The 16,690-nt window shown below is 67.6% G+C and carries 13 protein-coding genes; 9 read left to right on the forward strand and 4 right to left on the reverse strand.

Annotation, left to right across the window (positions count from 1 at the left end; translation table 11 throughout):
• The first annotated feature begins 9 nt into the window (after positions 1 to 9).
• The 5 genes from trpB to C0J29_RS13690 all read left to right on the forward strand — a co-directional run bounded on the left by trpB (position 10) and on the right by C0J29_RS13690 (position 4,964).
• Positions 10 to 1,266: a tryptophan synthase subunit beta gene (gene trpB, locus C0J29_RS13670; protein ID WP_065042812.1), complete on the forward strand. Its 1,257-nt coding sequence runs from the start codon at positions 10 to 12 to the stop codon at positions 1,264 to 1,266.
• Complete coding sequence (gene trpA, locus C0J29_RS13675; RefSeq protein ID WP_120792645.1) at positions 1,263 to 2,072, forward strand: tryptophan synthase subunit alpha; 810 nt, start codon at positions 1,263 to 1,265, stop codon at positions 2,070 to 2,072. Before trpB ends, trpA begins: the two co-directional genes overlap by 4 nt.
• A complete protein-coding gene (locus C0J29_RS13680; protein ID WP_120792646.1) occupies positions 2,069 to 4,045 on the forward strand; it encodes a prolipoprotein diacylglyceryl transferase in 1,977 nt (658 codons plus the stop codon). Before trpA ends, C0J29_RS13680 begins: the two co-directional genes overlap by 4 nt.
• 117 nt (positions 4,046 to 4,162) lie before the next feature.
• Complete coding sequence (locus C0J29_RS13685) at positions 4,163 to 4,564, forward strand: NINE protein (RefSeq protein WP_371872489.1); 402 nt, start codon at positions 4,163 to 4,165, stop codon at positions 4,562 to 4,564.
• Positions 4,554 to 4,964, forward strand: coding sequence for a DUF2752 domain-containing protein (locus C0J29_RS13690; RefSeq protein ID WP_120792648.1), 411 nt, complete (start codon positions 4,554 to 4,556; stop codon positions 4,962 to 4,964). The genes C0J29_RS13685 and C0J29_RS13690 overlap by 11 nt, the downstream gene beginning before the upstream one ends.
• Positions 4,965 to 5,046: 82 nt before the next feature.
• On the opposite strand, the gene C0J29_RS13695 is transcribed toward C0J29_RS13690, so the two are convergent.
• On the reverse strand, positions 5,047 to 6,252 hold the full coding sequence (locus C0J29_RS13695) for an IS30 family transposase (protein ID WP_065048717.1): 1,206 nt from the start codon (positions 6,250 to 6,252) through the stop codon (positions 5,047 to 5,049).
• Positions 6,253 to 6,403: 151 nt separating this feature from the next.
• Here C0J29_RS13695 and pyk point away from each other — a divergent pair, with 151 nt between their 5' ends.
• From pyk to C0J29_RS13710, 3 genes are read left to right on the forward strand one after another with little or no spacing between them, the layout of a single operon-like run.
• Positions 6,404 to 7,822 (forward strand): pyruvate kinase, encoded by a 1,419-nt coding sequence (pyk, locus tag C0J29_RS13700; RefSeq protein ID WP_065042781.1) that lies wholly within the window; start codon positions 6,404 to 6,406, stop codon positions 7,820 to 7,822.
• A 4-nt stretch (positions 7,823 to 7,826) separates the two neighbouring features.
• Positions 7,827 to 8,693, forward strand: a complete 867-nt coding sequence (locus tag C0J29_RS13705) for an acyl-CoA thioesterase II (RefSeq protein ID WP_162951457.1) — start codon at positions 7,827 to 7,829, stop codon at positions 8,691 to 8,693.
• Positions 8,694 to 8,695: 2 nt separating this feature from the next.
• Positions 8,696 to 11,485: a TIR domain-containing protein gene (locus tag C0J29_RS13710; protein WP_162951458.1), complete on the forward strand. Its 2,790-nt coding sequence runs from the start codon at positions 8,696 to 8,698 to the stop codon at positions 11,483 to 11,485.
• Here C0J29_RS13710 and C0J29_RS13715 read toward each other — a convergent pair.
• Entirely contained in the window at positions 11,482 to 11,973 is a 492-nt protein-coding gene (locus C0J29_RS13715; protein WP_162951459.1) for an MTB12 family secreted protein, read from the reverse strand. The genes C0J29_RS13710 and C0J29_RS13715 overlap by 4 nt on opposite strands.
• Positions 11,974 to 12,046: 73 nt before the next feature.
• Here C0J29_RS13715 and C0J29_RS13720 point away from each other — a divergent pair, with 73 nt between their 5' ends.
• On the forward strand, positions 12,047 to 13,441 hold the full coding sequence (locus C0J29_RS13720) for a bifunctional lysylphosphatidylglycerol flippase/synthetase MprF (protein ID WP_120792652.1): 1,395 nt from the start codon (positions 12,047 to 12,049) through the stop codon (positions 13,439 to 13,441).
• On the opposite strand, the gene cydC is transcribed toward C0J29_RS13720, so the two are convergent.
• On the reverse strand, positions 13,416 to 15,059 hold the full coding sequence (cydC, locus tag C0J29_RS13725; protein WP_120792653.1) for a thiol reductant ABC exporter subunit CydC: 1,644 nt from the start codon (positions 15,057 to 15,059) through the stop codon (positions 13,416 to 13,418). The two genes, C0J29_RS13720 and cydC, sit on opposite strands and share 26 nt — an antisense overlap.
• Positions 15,046 to 16,656 (reverse strand): thiol reductant ABC exporter subunit CydD, encoded by a 1,611-nt coding sequence (gene cydD / locus C0J29_RS13730; RefSeq protein ID WP_120792654.1) that lies wholly within the window; start codon positions 16,654 to 16,656, stop codon positions 15,046 to 15,048. The genes cydC and cydD overlap by 14 nt, the downstream gene beginning before the upstream one ends.
• Positions 16,657 to 16,690 lie beyond the last annotated feature (34 nt).

Below are 16,690 nucleotides of genomic sequence, written 5' to 3' on the forward strand. Positions count from 1 at the left end.
GTCTTTGTGATGGCCGATCTGTCGAACCCGGATATTCCGCGTACCAGCGCCGCCATCGTCGAACGCACCCACTACGACCCGGACGCGGGCGGTCATTTCGGTGTTTACGGCGGACGCTACGTTCCCGAAGCGCTGATGGCCGTGATCGAGGAAGTCACCGTCGCTTACGAAAAGGAACGTGTCGACCAGGATTTCCTGGACACTCTGGACAAGCTGCAGACGCACTACGCCGGCCGGCCGTCACCGTTGTACGAGACCACCCGGTTGGGTGAGCACGCCGGCTCGGCCCGGATCTTCCTCAAGCGAGAAGACCTGAACCACACGGGGTCTCACAAGATCAACAACGTGCTGGGTCAGGCGCTGCTGGCTCGCCGGATGGGTAAGACGCGGGTCATCGCCGAGACCGGTGCCGGCCAGCACGGCGTCGCCACGGCCACCGCCTGCGCGCTGATGGGCTTGGAGTGCATCATCTACATGGGCGCCGTCGACACCGCGCGCCAAGCGCTCAACGTGGCCCGGATGCGGTTGCTGGGTGCGCAGGTCGTCTCGGTGGAGACCGGGTCTCGGACCCTCAAAGACGCGATCAACGAAGCGTTTCGGGACTGGGTCACCAACGCCGACAACACTTACTACTGCTTCGGCACCGCCGCGGGGCCGCATCCCTTCCCGACCATGGTGCGCGACTTCCAGCGCATCATCGGCATGGAGGCGCGGGTGCAGATCCAACAGCAGGCGGGCAGGTTGCCCGACGCGGTGGTGGCCTGCGTCGGTGGCGGTTCCAATGCAATCGGTATCTTCCATGCCTTCCTCGACGATCCCGATGTGCGGTTGGTGGGCTATGAAGCCGCCGGTGACGGAGTCGAGACCGGCCGGCACGCGGCGACTTTCACCGGTGGGTCACCCGGTGCTTTCCAAGGTTCTTTCTCGTACCTGCTGCAGGACGCGGATGGACAGACCATCGAATCCCATTCCATCTCAGCAGGTTTGGACTACCCCGGGGTCGGCCCGGAACACGCCTGGCTCAAAGACGCGGGCCGCGTTCAGTACGAGCCGATCACCGACACCGAAGCCATGGACGCGTTCGGTCTACTGTCCCGCTCGGAGGGCATCATCCCGGCTATCGAGTCCGCGCACGCGGTGGCCGGCGCCCTGAAGTTGGGTGCCGAATTGGGAAGGGGCGCGGTCATTGTGGTGAACCTGTCGGGCCGCGGAGACAAGGACGTGGAGACCGCCGCGAAGTGGTTCGGCCTGATGGACAACTCGTGACCGTGCAACAGGGGGCGGCCAGCAGACTGGGCCCGTTGTTCGATTCGTGCCGGGCCGGCGGTCGGGCGGCGTTGATCGGTTATCTGCCCACCGGTTACCCGGATGTGCCGACATCGCTGCAGGCGATGACCGCACTGGTTGAATCCGGTTGCGACATCATCGAAGTCGGTGTTCCCTACTCTGACCCCGGGATGGACGGTCCCACGATCCAACGGGCCACTGAGCAGGCGCTCAGTGGGGGAGTGCGGGTACGCGACACGCTGACCGCGGTCGAGTCGATCAGTGCCGCGGGCGGCCACGCCGTAGTGATGACCTACTGGAATCCGGTGTTGCATTACGGAGTTGACGCGTTCGCCCGAGACCTGGCGGCGGCGGGCGGTCAGGGACTGATCACTCCCGACCTCATTCCCGACGAGGCGGCGCAGTGGATCGCGGCGTCGGAGGAGCACGGGTTGGATCGCATCTTTCTGGTGGCCCCGTCGTCGACGCCCGAACGGTTGGTAGCCACTGTCGAGGCTTCGCGCGGATTCGTCTACGCGGCTTCGACAATGGGTGTGACGGGCGCCCGGGATGCGGTTTCGACGGCCGCACCTGAGCTGGTGAGAAGGGTGAAGGCGGTGGCTGACATACCAGTTGGTGTCGGACTGGGTGTGCGGTCGGGAGCGCAGGCCGCTCAGATCGGCAGCTATGCCGACGGGGTGATCGTCGGGTCGGCACTGGTGTCGGCGTTGGGGGAGGGTCTGCCCGCCCTGCGGGCGCTGACCGAGGAACTCGCCCTCGGCGTGCGCCAGAGGGATTCGGCATGACAGTCTCCTACCTCGCCTACATCCCCAGCCCGCCGCGCGGCGTGTGGCACCTGGGGCCGTTGCCGATTCGTGCGTACGCGTTCTTCATCATCACCGGCATCCTGGTCGCCCTGCTGATCGCGGACCGGCGCTGGGCGGCCCGCGGTGGTCAACGCGGCGTGGTCTACGACATCGCACTGTGGATGGTGCCGTTCGGCTTGATCGGAGGCCGCCTCTACCACCTGGCGACGGACTGGCAGACATATTGGGGTCCTGGCGGTGCCGGTATGGCTGCGGCACTGCGGATCTGGGACGGCGGCCTGGGCATCTGGGGTGCGGTGGCCCTCGGCGCAGTCGGTGCCTGGATCGGCTGCCGGCGACGCGGAATTCCGTTGCCCGCCTTCCTCGACGCGGTGGCGCCCGGAGTGGTGCTGGCGCAGGCCATCGGACGTCTGGGGAACTATTTCAACCAGGAGCTCTACGGCCGCGAAACAACGATGCCGTGGGGTCTGGAGATCTTCTACCGGCGCGACCCTGCCGGATATGTGGACGTCCACTCGCTCGACGGCGTCTCGACGGGGCAGGTGGCGCTCGTCGTGCAGCCCACGTTCCTCTACGAATTACTCTGGAATCTGCTGGTTTTCGGCATTCTGCTGTTGCTGGACCGGCGTTTCTCGCTGGGACACGCGCGTCTGTTCGCCTCATATGTCGCGCTGTACTGCGTCGGAAGATTCGCCGTGGAGTTGCTGCGCGATGACACCGCGACACACATCGCGGGCATCCGGATCAACACATTCACGTCGACGTTCGTCTTCATCGCCGCGGTCGTGTACATCATTCTGGCGCCGAAGGGGCGTGAGGATCCGGCGTTGTTGCGTGGGCACGTGGGCGACGACGAAGTCTTGGAGCCCGAGCCCGACGAGGAATTGGCGGCCGTCGGGGCCGCATCTGGCGCGACGGCAGCAGCGGTGGGGACGGCAGCCGGCGGTGCTGACGAAGCCGAGCCGGAGGACGTGGACGCCGAGGCTGACGAGCAATCCGAAGCCGAGGTTGAGGCGGCGCAGGCCGCGGTGGCCGACGACGCGGTCGAAGGGGACGTCAGCGAGTCCGACCAGGCCGACATAGTGGAGGCCGCGAGCGAGGCTGACGAGGCGGAAGAGGCCGAGGAAGAAGCCGAGCTCTTAGCGGTTGCCGAGGCCGCAGAGCCGGAGGATGCCGAAGCCGAAGAGGCCGAGGGCGATGCGGTGGACGCTGACACCGAAGTCGCCGAGGCGGATGAAGCGTCCGAGGCGGAAGAGTCTGAGGCCGCAGCTGACGAAGCGGTGACAGAAGACGTCGCCGAGGCCGAGCCGGAAGAGGCCGAGGTTGACGAGCCCGTCGCCAAGCCTAAGGACGTCGATCCCGTCGAAGCGGTGGTCGACGAAGCCGAGCTTGAGCCCGTCGACGCGACGGAATCAGAGGCGCAGGAACCGGCTTCGCCAGAGATGGACGCGGAACCGGCCGGCGAGGACGCACCGTCAGCCGTGCAGAGCCCGGGCCACCCCCTGCTTGGCGGCAGTACTGCCCCTGCGGTGGCCGAGGACGCCGAGGAAGCCGAGGACGAGGCCGGCGAACCGGAGCGCGAAGAAGCCGACGAGGCCGCAGAAGCCGACGAAGCCGGCGAGGCCGCTGAAGCCGACGAAGCCGACGAAGCGGAAGAAGTCGACGAGGCCACAGAAGCCGCAGAAGCCGAAGAAGCCGACGAGCCCGAAGAACCTGCCGCCGAGCTCGAGTCGAGCGAGCCCGCACTCGAGTCGAGCGAATCCGAGCCGACCGAGCCGCAGACCGTCGACGCCGAAACCGACGCCGTCGAGCCCGACCTCGCCCCACCCGAGGCAACCGAAGAAACCGAGGAAGCCACGTCCGACAGCGACGAGGACACCCCGACGCCGAGCACCGACAGCGCCGCAACGGCCCGCCAGCGTTGGCGACTTCGGCTCCGAAGGCGTTCGTAGCGCTGCGCCGCAACCTCGGGTTCCGCTGCGCCGCAACAATCTTGATCTAGCCGATCACGGCGCCGGAGGTCCGATGCGACGTTTGGGGCGCCGATACGCGGTATCTGGCATGCTGAGATCGTGACTGACCAGCCGTGGCCCGGCGCCAGCGAGCCGGGCCCCCCGCCGCAGGGCTCGGGATATCCGCCGCCGCCGTTTCCGCCGCCCTATCAGCCGTACCCGCAATACGGGGCCGGCTACGACCCGTCAGCACCGTGGGGCCGGCACCCCGTCACCGGCCAACCGTATTCAGACAAGTCGAAGACCGTCGCGGGCCTGTTACAACTGCTGGGGTTGTTCGGTCTCGTCGGCTTCGGTCGCATCTACGCGGGGTACGTGGGGCTGGGCATCGCGCAATTGCTGGTCGGCTGGGTGACCTGCGGGCTCGGTGCCTGGATCTGGGGCATCATCGATGCGGTGCTGATGCTCACCGACAAAGTCACTGATCCGCAGGGTCGTCCGTTGCGCGATGGCACCTGACTCGCCCGCCCCGGCCGCGCCGAAGCTCGTCGCCGCAGGATCTGCTGTCCTGCTGGCCGGTGCGCTCGCGTACATCGGGGTCGCCGATCCGCACCGGCCGGATTCGGTTTATCCGCAGTGTCCGTTCAAATTTCTCACCGGCTGGAATTGTCCGGCCTGCGGTGGACTCCGGATGACCCACGATCTGCTGCACGGTCACCTGATGGCCGCCGTCTACGACAATGTCTTCGCGCTCGTCGTGATCCCCTTGGTGGTGGGCTGGATCGTAGTGCGCCGCCACAGCGGCCGATCCTGGTTGCCGATACCAACGACGATCACGCTGGTGATCGCCGGGACCGCGTGGACGGTGGTGCGCAATCTGCCCGGCTTTCCGTTGGTGCCCACCATCCTGAGCGGCTGATCAGCGCGCCGCCTCCTTCGCGCCGAACGTGAAGCCGGCCGCACGCTCGGCGCTCATTGTCAAGTGGTCAGTGCAACATGGCCTAGGCGGCTTGGTGGAGTAGGACGTAAAGGCGCTGGGCGGGGGTGTCGAGGTTGAGGGTGGGGCGGGGTCGGCGATTGAGGGTGTCTTGGATGTGTTTGAGGTCAGCTTTGGTGTAGCCGCTGAGGTCGCTGCCTTTTTGGAACCAAAACCGTAGGAGGCGGTTGGTGTTTTCGTTGCTGCCGCGCTGCCAGGGTGAGTGGGGGTTACAGAAATAGACCGGGGTCCCCAGCTGTAGCTGAATGTCGCGCCAGTTGGCCATTTCGCTGCCTCGGTCCCAGGTGATCGAGCGCCGCAGATGCTCGGGCAATTCTTTCATCGCCTCGATCATTGCGGTGGCGACGGTTTCGGCGCTGCGATCGCCAAGCAGGTGCAGCAAGATAGTGAATCGGGTGCTGCGCTCGACGAGGGTTCCGATAGCGCTGTTGTTGGGCCCCACAATCAGGTCGCCTTCCCAATGACCAGGCACCGCACGGTCGGCGACCTCGGCAGGGCGGTCGCTGATGGTGAATTCCTCACCGCTGCTGTAGACCCCACGGCTGGTGTTGCGACCGCGCGGTTTGCGGCTGGCTCGTTTGGTGGACAGGCATTTGTTGAGGTCAGCGCGCAAACTGCCACGGGTCTGCACATACAAGCATTGGTAGATGGTCTCGTGGCTCACCCTGGCCAGCTTGTCACCAGGATGATCACGAGCCAACACCTCAGCGATGAGCTTGGGGCTCCAACCTTGCTCCATCCAAGCCTCGATGGCCGCGCACAGTGGATGATCAACCAGTTTGAATCCCTTGGGCCGGCGCGCTCGTTCAGCAGCTCGAGCATGCGCCATCAACGCGTGATAATCCCCATCAGGCAAGCTGTTCCGCTCGAACTCACGACCGATCGTAGAGCGATGGCGCCCCAGACGCTGTCCGATCTGAGCAGCGCAGAGCCCTGCATCACGCAACCGCATGATCTCGATGCGTTCCTCGCCGCAGATCCTGCGACCCGGACCTCCCGGCCGCCTTGACCAATCACCTGGGTTTGCTAAACCGCAAGCATTCCTACCGCCATTGACGAGCTGCATCGCCCCAGCATCACGCCACCAAATCCACGCACGCGTTGTCGACACGCCCATCGCCTTGGCGGCACGGTGCACCGGCACACCGCCGCACACCCGATCAAAGAACTCCCGACGCACCCACTTCGAATGCGGATATCCACTCGGCATCGCAACCCCTAAATCCACGGATGTTGCACTGACCGTATGAATCCACCGCGCCGAAGGTGAAGCTGGCCGCACGCTCGCGGCGCAACTCCGCGCCGCGCGCCGCGCCTTCCGGTCACTCCGATGCCAGCTAGCCCGACTATGCTTTGTCGTCGTGACTAGACGCGGAAAGATCGTCTGCACCCTCGGGCCGGCCACCCCCACCGACGAGTTGATCCAGGAGCTCGTTGAAGCCGGAATGGACGTCGCCCGAATGAACTTCAGCCACGGCGATTACGCGGATCACGAAGCGGCTTACAACCGCGTTCGCCGCGCGTCCAACGCCACCGGCCGCGCCGTCGGCGTCCTCTGCGACCTGCAGGGCCCCAAACTCAGACTCGGGCGCTTCGCCGACGGGCCCACCTACTGGGCCGACGGCGAAACGGTCCGCATCACTGTCGCTGAGTGTGAAGGCAGCCACGACCGCGTTTCCACCACCTACAAGCGGTTGGCGCAAGATGCGACGCCCGGTGACCGGGTGCTCGTCGACGACGGCAAGGTCGGACTCATCGTCGACCGCGTCGAAGGCGACGACGTGGTCTGCAAGGTCCTTGAGGGCGGTCCCGTCAGCAACAACAAGGGCATCTCGCTGCCCGGGATGAACGTGTCGGCCCCGGCCTTGTCCGAGAAGGACATCCAGGATCTGACGTTCGCGCTCAAGCTCGGGGTCGACATGGTGGCCCTGTCCTTCGTGCGCTCACCCTCCGACGTCGAACTGGTCCATGAGGTGATGGACCGGGTCGGGCGGCGGGTCCCGGTGATCGCCAAGCTGGAGAAGCCCGAAGCCATCGACAACCTCGAGGCCATCGTGCTGGCGTTCGACGCGGTGATGGTGGCCCGCGGGGACCTCGGAGTCGAGCTGCCCCTGGAAGAAGTGCCGCTGGTGCAGAAGCGGGCCATCCAGATGGCCCGGGAGAACGCCAAGCCGGTCATCGTCGCCACCCAGATGCTCGACTCGATGATCGAGAACTCCCGGCCCACTCGCGCCGAAGCATCCGACGTCGCCAACGCCGTGCTCGACGGCGCCGACGCCCTGATGCTGTCCGGCGAGACGTCCGTGGGCAAATACCCGCTGCTGGCGGTCAAGACGATGTCGCGCATCGTGTGTGCGGTCGAGGAGAACTCGACCGCCGCGCCGCCGCTGACCCACGTGCCGCGCACCAAACGCGGCGTGATCTCCTATGCCGCTCGTGACATCGGCGAGCGGCTGGACGCCAAGGCCCTGGTGGCGTTCACCCAGTCCGGCGACACCGTCCGGCGCCTGGCCCGCCTGCACACCCCGCTGCCGTTGCTGGCGTTCACGGACCTGCCGGAGGTGCGCAGTCAGCTGGCCATGACGTGGGGCACCGAGACGTTCATCGTCCCGCACATGAAGACCACCGACGGGATGATCCGCGAGGTGGACAAGTCGCTACTCGAACTCGGCCGCTACAAGCGCGGTGACCTGGTGGTCATCGTCGCGGGCGCGCCTCCGGGCACGGTCGGCTCGACGAACCTGATCCACGTGCACCGCATCGGTGAGGACGACGTCTAGCAGCGTGTCCGACTTCGACGAGTTGCTGGCGATATTGGATCTCCAACGTGTCGCCGACGACCGGTTCGTCGGATCTCACCCCAGCAAGAACCCGATGCGCACGTTCGGGGGTCAGTTGGTGGCGCAGTCGTTCGTGGCCAGCACCCGCACGCTGATCCGCGCGAGCCTGCCGCCGAGCGCGCTGTCGGTGCACTTCATCAACGGCGGCGACATCCACAAGGACATCGAATTTCACGTTGTGCCCTTGCGCGACGAGCGGCGCTTCGCCAACCGCCGCGTCGATGCGGTGCAGGACGGGACGTTGCTGTGCACGGCGATGATTTCGTACATGGCCGGCGGGCGGGGCCTCGAGCACGGCGTCGAGCCACCAGAGGTCTGCGAACCGGAATCGGTGCCGCCCCTGAACGAACTCCTGCGCGGGTATGAGAAGACTCTCCCGCACTTCGTCAACGCGCTGCAGCCGGTCGACTGGCGCTACACCAACGACCCGTCCTGGGTGATGCGGGACAAGGGCGAAAGCCTTGCCTACAACCGGGTTTGGCTGACGGCCCTGGGCGCGATGCCTGACGATCCGGTGCTGCACACCGCGGCGATGCTGTACTCCTCGGACACCACCGTGCTGGACTCGGTGATCACCAAACACGGCCTGTCCTGGGGATACGACCGCATCTTCGCGGCGTCGGCGAATCATTCGGTGTGGTTTCACCGGCAGGTCGATTTCGACGACTGGGTGCTGTACTCGACATCGTCCCCGGTCGCCGCCGACTCCCGCGGTCTGGGCACCGGGCATTTCTTCGATCGCTCCGGGCAGGTCATCGCCACCGTCGTGCAGGAGGGCGTGTTGAAGTACTTCCCCGCACCGAGCAGATAACCGTGCCCCCGGCCGCGGCGGCGCGCACCCGTGACTACGACGCCTTCCTGTCCTACACGCGAGCCGACCGCCGAGCCGCGGCCGGCATCCAGCAGGGGATGCACCGCATCGGGCGCCGGCTGGGCCAGCTGCGGGCGCTGCGAGTGTTCCGGGACGACACTGATCTGACGGTCAGCCCGGATCTGTGGGGCAAGATCACCGACGCCCTGGACCGGTCCCGCTTCCTGGTTGCGGTGTTGTCGCCCCAGGCGGCCGAATCCTATTGGGTCAACCGGGAAGTCAGCTACTGGCTCGAGCGCGGCGGGCGCGACCGGCTGCTGTTGGTCCTCGCCGGCGGCCGGTTGCATTGGGATGCCGAGCATCAGCGGTTCGATCCGGAGTTGTCGAACGCCGCGCTGCCCGTGCTGACCGAACCCGGTGGGCTCCCGTCCGAACCGTTCTTCATCGACGTCAGCGACCACGCTCCCTGGAATCCGCATGCGGCGACGCTGCGGGAGAAGATCACCGCCCTGGCCGCGCCGATCCACGGCGTACCCAAGGACCAGTTGGCCAGCGACGATCTGCGTGAGCGGCAACGGTTTCGCCGCCTGCGGGCCGCCGCGATCGCCGCGATGGCGGTGCTGACGGTGGTGGCAGTGGTCGCGGCGGCGTTCGCGGTCGTCCAGCAACGCGAAGCGGTGCACCAGCGCCAACAGGCCTTGCAGCAGCGCGACCAGGCGGTGGCGCTGAAGTTGACCTCGCAGGCGCAGACGATGCTGGCCGGCATCGCGCCCGGCGGAGACGTGCGGGCGATCCAGCAGATCCTCGCCGCCCCGGTGATCGCGCCGGCCACCGAACTCGGCGCCTTGCTGGACACCCTGGTCACGCGGCGCAGCACCCTGAAGATCTTTCCGCTGGCACCGTCGTCCGGGGTGATGGCGCTCAGCCCGGACGGCCGGCGCATCGTGTCGGCCAGCGACAACATGCTGCGGTTGTGGGACGCCGCGACCGGCTCGCCCGTCGGCGCGCCCCTGGTCGGACACACCGAGGCCGTGTCGAGTGTGGCCTTCACTCCCGATGGAAGCCGGATCGTCTCGGGCGGACGCGACGACACGGTACGGATCTGGGACGCCGCGACCGGCGCCCCGGTCGGAGGCCCACTGACCGGGCACACCGACGCCGTGTCCGGAGTCGCGGTCAGCCCGGATGGTCGCCGCATCGTGTCGGGCAGCTGGGACAAGACCGTACGGCTGTGGGACGCGGCCACCGGAGCCTCGATCAGCGCGCCTATGCGCGGGCACACCGATCAGGTCACCTCGGTGGCGTTCAGTCCGGACGGGCAGCGGGTCGCCTCCGGTAGCGCGGACAACACGGCGCGGCTGTGGAACGTCGCCACCGGCACCCCTGCCACACCGCCGCTAACCGGCCACACCGACGACGTCGTCGACGTGGCGTTCGGTGCCGACGGCCGCCGCCTTGCTTCGGCGAGCTGGGACGGCACGGTGCGGCTATGGGACGCCGGCACCGGAGCCGCGGTGGGTGCGCCGCTGGTCGGGCACACCGATCAGGTGCTGAGTGTGATGTTCAGCCCGGACGGGCGACGCATCGCCTCCGGTAGCGCCGACGACACGGTGCGATTATGGGATGCCGGCACCGGAGCCGCGATCGGCGCGCCGCTCACCGGGCACAGCAATCAAGTATTCGACGTCGAATTCAGCCCGGACGGGCGGCGCATCGTCTCGGGCAGCAACGACGACACCGTGCGGTGGTGGGACGCCAACCCCGACGCCCCACTCGGCCTGGCACTGAGCGGGCACAGCAACGGTGTCGAGAGCGTGGCGTTCAGCCCGGACGGCCAGCGGATCGCCTCGGGGAGCACCGACGGGACGCTGCGCTTGTGGGACGCCGGCAACGGCGCCCCCATCGGTGCCCCGCTTGTCGGACACACCAACAAGGTGACCAGCGTGGCGTTCAGCCCGGACGGCACGCACATCGCCTCCGGCGGCGACGACAACACGGTGCGGTTGTGGGATGCGGCCACCGGTGCCTCGGTCGGCAAACCTCTGACCGGTCACACCAGCGCCGTGACCAGCGTGGCGTTCAGCCCGGACGGCACGCGCATCGCCTCCGGCAGCACCGACAAGATGCTGCGGTTGTGGGATGCGGCCACCGGTGCCTCGGTCGGCAAACCCCTGACCGGTCACACCGGCTTCGTCGAGGCGGTCGCGTTCAGCCCGGACGGGCGGCGCATCGTCTCCGCGGGCTGGGACAAGACGCTCCGGCTGTGGGACGCCCAGACCGGCACACCGATCGGGGGCCCGTGGACCGGACACACCGCACCCGTGCGCGGTGTGGCGTTCAGCCCCGACGGCGCCCGCGTCGTGAGCGCCAGTTGGGACAAGACGCTGCGACTGTGGAACGCGAGCGACGGCGCTCCGATCGGTGCGCCGCTGACCGGCCACACCGAGGTGGTGCGGGCGGTGGCCTACAGCCGCGACGGGCGTCACATCGTCTCGGGCAGCGCCGATCACACCGTCCGCTTGTGGGATGCGGGCACCGGAGCCGCGGTCGGCTCCCCGCTCACCGGGCACTCCGGGGTGGTCACCAGTGTGGCGTTCAGTGCCGATGGGCGCCGGATCGCGTCGGGCAGTCAGGATCAGACGCTGCGGGTATGGCCGGGACCTACGGCTTGGTCAGAGTTGTTGTGCGACAAGATCACTGCCAATATGAGCGACCGTCACTGGCGCGACTGGGTGTCGCCGGACATCGGCTACCGCACCGTCTGCCCGGGTCTCCCGGTCGCATCGGATTAGCTTCTGGCGGCGCCGGTTTCCTCCAACAGCGTCACCGCGGAAGCGCGGGAGATCTTCCAACCGCCCTGGTCGACGAACGTCAGGTTCTGCGTCACCGGTGTCAGCTTGGGGCCGGAGATGGTGACGTCGGCCGACACCGTGTTCGCGCCGGTGGACACGATGTTGGTCACCGTGGCCTTGAGTGGCAATTCGCCATGTGCGACAGCCTGTTTCAGCCGCGTGTCGGCCAGGTGCGCCTCCATGGGGCTGATGCCGCCCTCAACGAGGTGGCTCTTGTCGGAGAACGACACGTTAGGATCCTGCAGAGCGTTGAGTAGGTCGAATAATTGTCCGGCAGTGGGTAAGTCGGCTGCCGGGTCCAGCGGCAGCGGCGCGCCGAACGCGATGGGCTGAATCCGGGGAGTGGCCACGTCCGCTGGCCACTCGCAGGTCAGTGCAACGGCCGCTGAGATCACTACGACGCCTGCGGCGAAACGTTTTGCTGGCACGCTCCGATATTAATCCCGACCTGATCAGGCGTAACGTTTTTAGTAGGCGCAGCTCGAGAGTCGGGAGGTGCGAATGAAACAACCGTCAACCGGCCTGATGCCACGCATCCACCGGCACGAACGTGTTGTGGTCCAGGTCGATTCCCTCGCGGCGCGGTGCGTCGGCGCGCTGGCGGTGCTGGTCGCGGCCTGCTGGTTGATCGCGGTGGTGACCCGTGATCGCCGGCATGAGGACTGGCAGGATGCCGGACGGCTGGTCTGGTCGCTCACCATTCTGGCCGCGGTGGCCTTGATCGCGCGCGGCATCTTCCTCGGACGTCCGGTGACGGCATTGCACGCCACGGCTGCCTTCACCCTGCTCGTCGTCGGGCTCGGTGCCCACGTGCTGGCGCTGAACCTGATCGGCCAGCTGTTGATCGCGGGTTCGGGCCTGGCGTTGATGTGGCCGATGTCCGCGCGTGCCCGGCCCGAGGACCTGCCGCGGGTGTGGGCCCTGGTCAACGGCACCCGGCAGGACCCGTTGGCTCCCTTCGTGATGCAGAGCGGCAAGTGCTACCACTTCAACGACGACCGCACCGCGGCGCTGGCGTACCGCACCAGGTTCGGGTTTGCGGTGGTGAGTGGGGATCCGATCGGCGATGAAACTCGGTTCCCGGCTCTGGTCGCCGATTTCGCGACCCTGTGCCATTCCCGCGGCTGGCGGATGGTGGTGTTGGCCTGCAGCGAGCACCGACTCGGCTTGTGGAACCCGGCGATGGTCGGTCAGTCGTTGCGTCCCATACCGATTGGCCGCGACGTCGTCGTCGACGCCGCCGCTTTCGCGCTCGTCGGACGCAAGTTCCGCAACTTGCGGCAGGCGGTGAACCGTACGCATAACGCCGGTATCACCACCGAGATCGTGGCTGAGCGGGAACTCGATCCGCACCGTCGTGCCGAGCTGACGGAGGTGTTGCTGACGTCGGCGAAAGGCGCCCATACCGACCGTGGCTTCTGCATGAATCTCGACGGGGTGCTACAGGGGCGCTATCCCGGGACGCAACTGATCATCGCCCGAGACGCCGGCGGAGTCGTGCAGGGATTCCACCGGTACGCGACCGCCGGCGCTGGCAGCGACGTCACCCTGGACGTGCCGTGGCGGCGTCGCGGGGCGCCCAACGGGATCGATGAAAGGCTCAGCGTCGACATGATCACGGCTGCTAAAGAGCAAGGCGCGCAACGGGTATCGTTGGCCTTTGCGGCATTCCCGGAGTTGTTCGACGAGGATCGTCAGGGCTGGCTCAGGCGGTGCTGTTATGTGCTGATCCACGTGCTGGACCCGTTGATCGCTCTCGAATCGCTGGCGCGGTACCTGCGCAAGTTCCACGCGGAAGACACCCGGCGGTATGCGCTGGTGTCGCTGACGCAGCTGGTGCCGTTGGCCTTCGTGCTGCTGTCGCTGGAGTTCATGCCGCGCCGGCGACAGCTGTGACCGTGCAGTCGATGTGAGCCGGGAGATGATGAGTCGCCACGACGACTGTCCTGCTGGCCGGCATCAGGTCGCTGTCGCCTGACAGCAGCTCATGCAGGATGCGGTCGGAGTCGGCCGCATCGAGGTGTTCGGTGGGTTCGTCGAGCAGCACGATGGCCGCGGGGGAGAGCACCGCCCGGGCCAGCAACAGCCGTCTGCGCTGGCCGGCCGAAACCGCCTGCGCACCCGCGGTCAACACGGTGGACAGACCATCCGGCAGTCCGGACAACCAGTCACCCAGACCCACTAGTCTCAGGGCCGCGGTGAGCTCGTCGTCGTCGCAGTCGCCGCGGGCCACCAGCAGGTTGTCCCGGACGGTGGTGGCGAAGATATGAGCGTCTTCGGCGAAGAAGCTGACTGCGCGCCGCAATTCGTCTTCCCGGATCCGTTGCAGGTCGATACCGTCCAGCGTCACCTGTCCCTGCCGCGGCGGCAGCAGCCCCGCCAGCGTCATCAGTAGCGTCGTCTTGCCCGAACCGCTGGGTCCGGTCACGGCCACCCGTGCACCCGGCGGCAGGTCGATCGTGGCGTCATGGGTGCGGGTGCCTTCATGGCCCGTGGTCACCCGCGCATACAGCCGTCCCAGCAGTCGCGGCGGCGAGACCTTTTCCGCGCCGGTTTCGGTGACGGGTGGAGCCAAGTCCAGCAGACGACGCGCCGCGATACGCGACCTGGTCAGTTGGACGGCGGCGGCCGGTAGCACGCCCGTCGCTTCAAAAGCCGACAACGGCAACAACATCAGCACGGCCAGCGTCGTCGGGGCAGCGGTGGGCGCCATCCCCAGAGCGGCCACCACCGCACCGATGACGCTCACTCCGATCGCCGCGGTCGGAACGGCTTCGGCGACGGCAGCCGGCCTGGCGGCGGAGTCGAGTGCGGTGCCCCAATCCCGTTGCTGGCGCTGCGATTCAGCGATCAGATTCGGCAATGCGCCCGCGACGCGGAGTTCGGGCGCATGTTCGAGCGCCAGCATGGCTGCGGTGTCACGCTCTGAATGATGCTGCCGGGCAACCGCTTCCTGGGTGGCCGCGGCTCGCCCGGCCAACCAGGGCGCGACCACACCCGCGAACAGCAGGCAGGTCGCCAGCACCGCCGCGGCCGGCAGCGAGATGATGCCGACGACGACGACGGCCGCGACCGACAGCACCATCGCAACCCCGATCGGTACCAGGGCCCGCACCAGCACATCGGCCAGAGCGTCGACGTCGGCGCCGACTCGGGCGACCAACTCCCCGCTGTGCAACCGGACAGCACCAGCGACCGGTCCGGTGGCCAATCGGTGATAGATCTGCGCGCGCGCCGTGCCGGCGGCCCGTAGCGCCGCGTCGTGGGTGACGAGTCGCTCGCAATAGCGCAGCACGCCACGTGAAATCGCGAAGGCGCGCACGGCGACGACCGCGACGGAGAGGTCCAGCACCGGCGGCATCTGCGAGGCGCGGGTGATCAGCCATGCCGACACTCCGGCCAGCGCGAGCGCGCTGCCCAGCGCCAGCACGCCCAGCGCGATGGCGGCGAGAAGGCGGGGGATCCGGGGCCGCAACAGGTCTGCGATGTTCAGGAGGGAATCAGACCGGCGCACAGCGCGCCTCACTTCCGGCGACCACGTCTACGACCCGGTCGCCGATCGCTACCACCGGCTCTCGGTGCCCGACGACCACCACCGTCGCTCCCGCCCGGGCGCGCGCGACCACGGCCGCCAGCACCCGTTGCTCGGTTTCGGAGTCCAGGTGCGCCGTGGGCTCATCGAGCAACAGCACCAGCGCCGCCGAGCCCAGCGCCCGCGCCAGACCCAGCCGTTGGCGCTGCCCGAGCGACAGCCCCACACCGCCACGCCCCAGTTCGGTATCCAAGCCGGCCGGCAACTCGGCCAGCACTGTATCGAATCCAGCGGCGCTGCAAGCGTTATCAAGATCGTTGAGCGCGCCGAACAGCTCCAGGTTGGCCCGGACGGTGCCCGGTATCAGCACCGGTCGCTGGGCCAGCCACGAGACCTGGCGCCACCATTGGGCGGGCTGCAGGTCCCCGATGTCGACTCCGGCCACGGTGACCCGGCCCGAGTGCGGCACGGTCAGGCCGGCGAGCACTTGCAGCGTGGTGCTCTTGCCGGCGCCGTTGCGTCCGGTCAGAACGGTCACCTGCCCCGGTTCGATTACCGCGGTCAGATTTCGCGGGGCGTAGCCGTCCCGGCCGGCGACACTGAGGTTTTCGATGCGGATCTGCGCACCCCGCGCGGTGACCGACCGTTGCCCCGCTGCTGTTGGCGGCTCACCGATGAGCGCAAAGGCCTTATCGGCCGCAGCCCTACCGTCCTGCGCCGCATGGTATTCCACCCCGATGCGCCGCAGCGGCCAGTACACGTCCGGTGCCAGTAGCAGCACGGTCAGGCCGACGGTCAGGCTCATCTCGCCGAACACCAGTCGCAGGCCGATGCCGACCGCGACCAGTGCCACGCCCAGGGTGGCCAGCAGTTCGAGCACCAGCGCCGACAGAAACGCGATCCGCAGGGTCGCCATCGTCGATCGACGGTGGGCGGCACTGAGTTCGGCGATGCGATGTTCGGGCCCCGACGCGCGGCCCAGGGCACGCAAGGTGGGGATGCCGGCGACCAGATCCAGCAGACGGGATTGCAGGGTGGTCATGGCCGCCAGCGAGGACGCGGATCGCTGCGCCGTGGCCAAGCCGATGAGCACCATGAAGACCGGTATCAGCGGCAGCGTGACCACCACGATCAGCGTCGATTTCAGGTCGTAGCACGCGATTACGGCTACGGTGGCCGGCGTCAGAATCGCAGCCAGCAGCAGCGTGGGCAGATACCCGGTGAAGTAGGGCCGCAGACCGTCCAGGCCGCGGGTGACCACGACCGCGGCGGCGTCACGCTGTGCCGCCAGTTCGCTGGGCTGACGGGCGGTCACCGCGGTCAACACCTGACCACTGAGGTCGGCGATCACCGCGCTGGCGCCCCGCTGCCCCAGCCGTGCCTGCAGCCAATGGATGACCGCACGAAAAGCCCACAGCGCGAAAAGGATCGACAACGGGCCGAGCCAGCTGTGCAGGTTGCGTGCCGAAGGGTCTGTGGCCACTCTCGCGACCATGGCTCCCAGGACGATCGCCGAACCGATTGCGCAGCCGCTGATCACCACCCCGCAGGCCACCTCCGCGGCCAGAAAGCGACGCAGCGCGCCTGATGCCCGCCACAGTCGTGGGTCCAGC

The sequence above is a fragment of the Mycobacterium paragordonae genome (genome assembly GCF_003614435.1).
Classification (GTDB): Bacteria; Actinomycetota; Actinomycetes; order Mycobacteriales; family Mycobacteriaceae; genus Mycobacterium; species Mycobacterium paragordonae.

Bases quoted from the DNA above. Each gene is read 5' to 3' on its own strand.
- trpB (WP_065042812.1), top strand. From the start codon at position 10: ATGGCCGATCTGTCGAACCCGGATATTCCGCGTACCAGCGCCGCCATC.
- C0J29_RS13680 (WP_120792646.1), top strand. From the start codon at position 2,069: ATGACAGTCTCCTACCTCGCCTACATCCCCAGCCCGCCGCGCGGCGTG.
- C0J29_RS13690 (WP_120792648.1), top strand. From the start codon at position 4,554: ATGGCACCTGACTCGCCCGCCCCGGCCGCGCCGAAGCTCGTCGCCGCA.
- C0J29_RS13695 (WP_065048717.1), bottom strand. From the start codon at position 6,252: ATGCCGAGTGGATATCCGCATTCGAAGTGGGTGCGTCGGGAGTTCTTT.
- C0J29_RS13720 (WP_120792652.1), top strand. From the start codon at position 12,047: ATGAAACAACCGTCAACCGGCCTGATGCCACGCATCCACCGGCACGAA.